The organism is Azospirillum formosense, from assembly GCF_013340925.1.
Classification (GTDB): domain Bacteria; phylum Pseudomonadota; class Alphaproteobacteria; order Azospirillales; family Azospirillaceae; genus Azospirillum; species Azospirillum formosense.
Genome location: NZ_WHOR01000360.1, coordinates 1 through 4,618 on the forward strand (window position 1 = coordinate 1; position 4,618 = coordinate 4,618).

8 protein-coding genes are annotated in these 4,618 nt (G+C 69.6%); 6 read left to right on the forward strand and 2 right to left on the reverse strand.

The genetic code is table 11. The features are described from left to right. Window positions 1-193: 193 nt before the first annotated feature. From GBZ26_RS27110 to GBZ26_RS27120, 3 genes are all read left to right on the forward strand, one after another. Entirely contained in the window at window positions 194-1,066 is an 873-nt protein-coding gene (locus tag GBZ26_RS27110) for an extracellular catalytic domain type 1 short-chain-length polyhydroxyalkanoate depolymerase (protein WP_345772077.1), read from the forward strand. An 86-nt stretch (window positions 1,067-1,152) separates the two neighbouring features. Continuing rightward, the gene (locus GBZ26_RS27115; protein ID WP_174441479.1) at window positions 1,153-1,428 is read left to right on the forward strand and encodes a hypothetical protein; all 276 of its coding nucleotides are present in this window, start codon (window positions 1,153-1,155) and stop codon (window positions 1,426-1,428) included. Between the two features lie 64 nt (window positions 1,429-1,492). After that, the gene (locus GBZ26_RS27120) at window positions 1,493-1,885 is read left to right on the forward strand and encodes a hypothetical protein (RefSeq protein WP_174441480.1); all 393 of its coding nucleotides are present in this window, start codon (window positions 1,493-1,495) and stop codon (window positions 1,883-1,885) included. A gap of 29 nt (window positions 1,886-1,914) precedes the next feature. On the opposite strand, the gene GBZ26_RS27125 is transcribed toward GBZ26_RS27120, so the two are convergent. After that, the gene (locus GBZ26_RS27125; RefSeq protein WP_174441481.1) at window positions 1,915-2,373 is read right to left on the reverse strand and encodes a hypothetical protein; all 459 of its coding nucleotides are present in this window, start codon (window positions 2,371-2,373) and stop codon (window positions 1,915-1,917) included. 164 nt (window positions 2,374-2,537) lie between these two features. Between GBZ26_RS27125 and GBZ26_RS27130 the strand changes: the two genes are divergently transcribed. Together GBZ26_RS27130 and arfB are read left to right on the forward strand one after the other, a co-directional pair. After that, window positions 2,538-3,191, forward strand: coding sequence for a DsbA family oxidoreductase (locus tag GBZ26_RS27130; RefSeq protein WP_174441482.1), 654 nt, complete (start codon window positions 2,538-2,540; stop codon window positions 3,189-3,191). Next, complete coding sequence (gene arfB, locus GBZ26_RS27135; protein ID WP_014240675.1) at window positions 3,191-3,610, forward strand: alternative ribosome rescue aminoacyl-tRNA hydrolase ArfB; 420 nt, start codon at window positions 3,191-3,193, stop codon at window positions 3,608-3,610. Before GBZ26_RS27130 ends, arfB begins: the two co-directional genes overlap by 1 nt. Before the next feature lie 6 nt (window positions 3,611-3,616). Here the strand turns inward: arfB and GBZ26_RS27140 are convergent, their stop codons facing one another. Further along, a complete protein-coding gene (locus GBZ26_RS27140) occupies window positions 3,617-4,060 on the reverse strand; it encodes a PRC-barrel domain-containing protein (protein ID WP_109068268.1) in 444 nt (147 codons plus the stop codon). 158 nt (window positions 4,061-4,218) lie between these two features. Here GBZ26_RS27140 and GBZ26_RS27145 point away from each other — a divergent pair. Beyond that, window positions 4,219-4,618 (forward strand): AI-2E family transporter (locus GBZ26_RS27145; RefSeq protein ID WP_174441483.1); only part of this gene is annotated, 400 nt, incomplete at its 3' end.

Below are 4,618 nucleotides of genomic sequence, written 5' to 3' on the forward strand. Positions count from 1 at the left end.
TTAGTGATTCGAGATTTTATTTTTGTAAAGGATACCGCACCCGACATGCTCTACGCAGAGTAGTCCGTCGGCAGCTGCAGTTGAGTATAAGAGACAGGCCCTGGCCCGCGCCGCCGCCTTCCTCCGCCGCCTCGCCGGCAAGCTGTTCCGCCGCGGCGCGCCCGTCCCTCCGCCCCCGGTGAAGCCCGTCTCCGTGACGGAGCCGATGGAATCCGGGGTCTTCACCGGCGACTCCGGCTCGCTTGCCTACCGGCTGTTCGTGCCGAAGGGTGCGGCGACGGGACCGCGCCCGCTGCTGGTCATGCTGCACGGCTGCACCCAGTCGCCGGAGGACTTCGCCATCGGGACCCGCATGAACCGGCTGGCCGAGGAGGCCGGCTGCCTCGTCCTCTATCCTGAGCAGGCCCCGGCGGCGAACGACAAGAAGTGCTGGAACTGGTTCAACCCCGACCACCAGCGCCGCGACCGCGGCGAACCGGCGCTGATCGCCGGAGCCACCCGGCAGGTCCTGGCGGAGCACGGGGCCGACCCGCAGCGCGTCTACATCGCCGGAATTTCCGCGGGCGGGTCCGCCGCGATGGTGCTGGCGACGACTCACCCCGACCTGTTCGCCGCGGTGGGCGTCCATTCCGGCCTGCCCTACGGCTCGGCCAGTGGCGTGCCCTCCGCCCTGCTGGCGATGAAGGCCGGCTCCTCGCCCGGACAACGCCCGGAGCCCGGGGCTCCGGTGGTTCCGGCCATCGTCTTCCACGGCGACGCGGACAAGGTGGTGCATCCGCGCAACGGCGACCATGTCATGGCCCAGGCCACCGCCAACGCGGAGGGGCTGACCGCGACGACCGAGGACGGGCAGGCGCCCGGCGGGCGCGGCTTCACCCGCACCGTCCACAAGGACCGCGACGGGGCGACGCTGTTCGAGCGGTGGACCGTCCACGGCAGCGGCCACGCCTGGTCGGGCGGCAGCCCGGACGGCACCTACACCGATCCGCAGGGGCCGGACGCCGCGCGGGAGATGCTGCGCTTCTTCCGGTCCCACCGGCACGCCGCGCCCGCGACACGCGCGTGAGTCCGCGGTTACCACTTTTGCACAGCCGAAATCGCGCCGCCCGTGCCATAAACTTCCCCAGCATCCACCAGCCCAGCGACCCGGCCATGCGCGTCACCGCTCCCCGCCTCGCCGCCCTCGGCGCCCTCGCGCTGTGCCTGTCGGCGTGGCCGACGGCCCAAGCCGCCAACGTCTCCGCCGGGCAGGCGGAGGCGAAGGAGGCCGCCAAGTCGTTGGGCAACTGCACGCCCGCCAAGGTGGAGGTGATGAGCTACGTCACCGGCCGTTCCGGCCAGACCGTGTTCAAGGTGGGCTGCACGGAGGACAAGGACGCCTTCGTGCTGGTGCAGTGCCGGTCGCGAATCTGCACGCTGCTGCGCTGATTCACGGCTTCTTAATGAGGTTCGCCTGGAATCGGATCGAACACGGGACGGGGTGCGAAGGGTGATGAGGCTCGCTCAATCAATCGCGATGCTGGCGTTGGCGGTGGTCCCGCTCGGCGCTTGCGGCGGGCCGATGATGGTCGCCAGCCTCGGCGCCGATCTCGCCTCCGTCACCAGCACCAAGAAGACGCTCGGCGATCATCTGGTGTCCGCGGCGACCGGGCGCGACTGTTCATCCGTGTCCTTTTCCGAAACCGGACAGTATTGCCCGGAGAAGGTCTACGTCGACCGCTCCCGTGTCTATTGCTACAAGACGCTGGCCGATGTGGATTGCCACCACATCCCCGATCCGCACCGCAACGGCCACACCGCCCTGGCGAGCCCGCCGCCGGACATCCGCCCGGAACCGCGGCAGCCGGGCTGGATTGAACGGATGATGACCGCGGCGGAGCAATAGGCCCGGCGGAGCACCCCCCGCGCCGGGCCTCAGCGCATCTTCTTCGCCACGAAGGCCTTGGCGAGGGTCATCATCGCCTTTTCATGAGTGACGCCGCCCTGCCCGCCCTTGCCGGCGGGAACCGCCATGGTGGCGGACTTGACCGGAGCGGGCGAGCCGGCGCGGCCGCGCGGCGCCGGTGCGTCCTCACCGGGATCGCGGCCGAGGCGGCTCAGCACGTCGGCCAGCGCCTCCTTGCTCAGCGCCGAATCAACGGAACCGCGGGACCGGCCCGGCTGCGCGGGCGCGGACCGGCTGGGCGCCGACGGCCGGACGCCCCTCTCGATCGCCGCCGCGGCGATGGCCTTCAGGAAGGGCTGCGAGATGCCCAGCAGGAGCTGCGGGTCCTCGACCGCCCAGGCCATCAGAAGCTTCTGCGCGGTCGCCCGGCTCCCCTTGGCCGCCACCAGCGCGTCGCGCACCTTGCCGTCCACATAGGAATTCGCCATCGCCACACGCCTCCGACCGCCGCTGGACCATCATTCGCGGAACGCCACGACTCTCCGGCGGCAAGGGTTAACAAAAGGTTGCAAAGGCCGAACCCCGAACGCGGCAGGACGCCCCACGGGCGGGGCGGTTGCGCGGCGGGGCGGGAATGGGGGATAGTGGGCCTATGCTGATCGAAACCTACGCCGACCTGATCTGCCCCTGGTGCTACATCGGAAAGCGGCGGCTTGCCCGCGCGCTGGCCGACCGGCCGCGCGTCCAGGTGGACTTGCGCTGGCAGCCCTTCCAGCTCAATCCGGACATGGCTCCGGGCGGCATGGAGCGCAGCGCCTATCTGGCGGCCAAGTTCGGCGGCACGGAGCGGGCGCGGCAGATCCATCTGGTGGTGGAGGAAACGGCGGAGCGCGACGGCCTGCCGCTGCGGCTGGACCGCATCCGGCGAACGCCCAACAGTTTCGACGGGCACCGGCTGATCCGCATCGCCGCCCGCCACGGGCTGGGCGACCGGATGGCCGACGCGTTGTTCCACGCCTATTTCGTGGAGGGTTTGGACATCGGCGACCGCGACACGCTGGCCGCGACCGCCGCCGGTCTGGGCTTCGATTTCGCGGAGACCAAAAACCTGCTCAACGGCGATGCCGAGACCACCGCTGTCTTCAACGCCGACGCCACGGCGCGGCAGCTCGGCCTTCAGGCGGTGCCCTGCTACATCTTCAACCGGCGTTACGCGCTCTCCGGCGCGCAGGAGCCCGCCAGCTTCCTCCCGCTTCTCGACCTCGGTGTGGAGGAGCAGGAAGGCGTGACGGCGGCGGCCGATTGATGATCCGCGTGACGCCCCGCATCAGCCTGGACGAGAGCGAGCTTCAGGAGAGCTTCATCCGCGCCTCCGGCCCGGGCGGCCAGCACGTCAACAAGACGGACAGCGCGGTGCAATTGCGCTTCGACGTGGCGGCCTCGCCGAACATCCCGGACGACGTGAAGGCCCGGCTGGTCCGGCTGGCAGGCTCGCGCATGACGGCGGCGGGCGTGCTGATCATCGTCGGCGACACCTACCGCAGCCAGCTGCGCAACCGCGAGGATGTGCGGGAACGGCTGATCGACCTGATCCGCGACGCGACGGTGGTCCCGAAGAGCCGCCGCCCGACCAAGCCGACCCTCGGCTCCAAGAAACGTCGCCTGGAGGCCAAGGGTCAGCGGTCCGACATCAAGCGTCTGCGCTCCGGCAAGCCGGAGGACTGAGGCCGCTTAGTGCGGGGTCTTCTGCCGGCTGAGCGAGATCATGTTCCCGCCATACTGGAACTCCGGCAGGTTGGCGAACTGGTCCTTGGTCAGCTGGGTCGCCACGATGGCGTCCTGCTGCTGGTTGTAGCGGACGTTGTCGATGTCCAGCGCCACGTTGCGTCCACCGATGCCCATGATGCCGCCGGTGGAGACCACGAGCTGGCTCGGGCGGTTGCTGCGATTGAACAGCACGTCCTCGACCTGCCCCACCTTCTGCCCGTCATAGGCGACGACCGACTTGCCCAGCATGGCCTGCGGCTCGATCCGCGAAGCGGTCTGGAGCGATTGCTCGGACATCGGGCGGGATGCCTGCTCGCTTCCCCCACCGAACCAGCTCGACGTCTCGGCGCAGCCCCCCAAAGCCAAAAGCGCGACCGCCGACAGGACCGGAACAGCAACCTTACGCATAGCCCCCTCCTTCTGACGAGATAACCACGCGGGTTTAAACAGGCCGTCGACTGCAATCGTCACGGTGTCTTGCGGCGATTGCGCTTGGTGGCGCCGGAACGCGCCGCGTCCGCCGACGTTCTGCACTCTCTCAACTCTCCCCCGAGGCTCCGAAGATCATGGCCGAAGACACCGCCCGCCGGTTGCAGGCCCGCCCCATTCCGGTGCCGAAGGCCGCCCCGCCAGCCTCCACCCAGACGACGCTGCTGGTCATCGCGCTGGTGGTGGCGACCTTGTATCTGGGAAGCGACATCCTGGTCCCCATCGCTCTGGCGGTGCTGCTGACCTTCGTCCTGGCACCCATCGTCAGCCGGCTGGAGCGGCTGCGTCTGGGCCGGGTGCCCTCGGTCCTGGCCGTGGTGGTGCTGGTCTTCGCGGGCATCGCCGGCTTCGGCATGGTGGTCGGCGGGCAGATCGCCGATCTCGCCGACAACCTGCCCAGCTACCAGCGCAACCTCCACGCCAAGCTGGATTCGCTGCGCTCCAGCGCGTCGTCGGCGGGCAGCGGCGGGGTGGTCC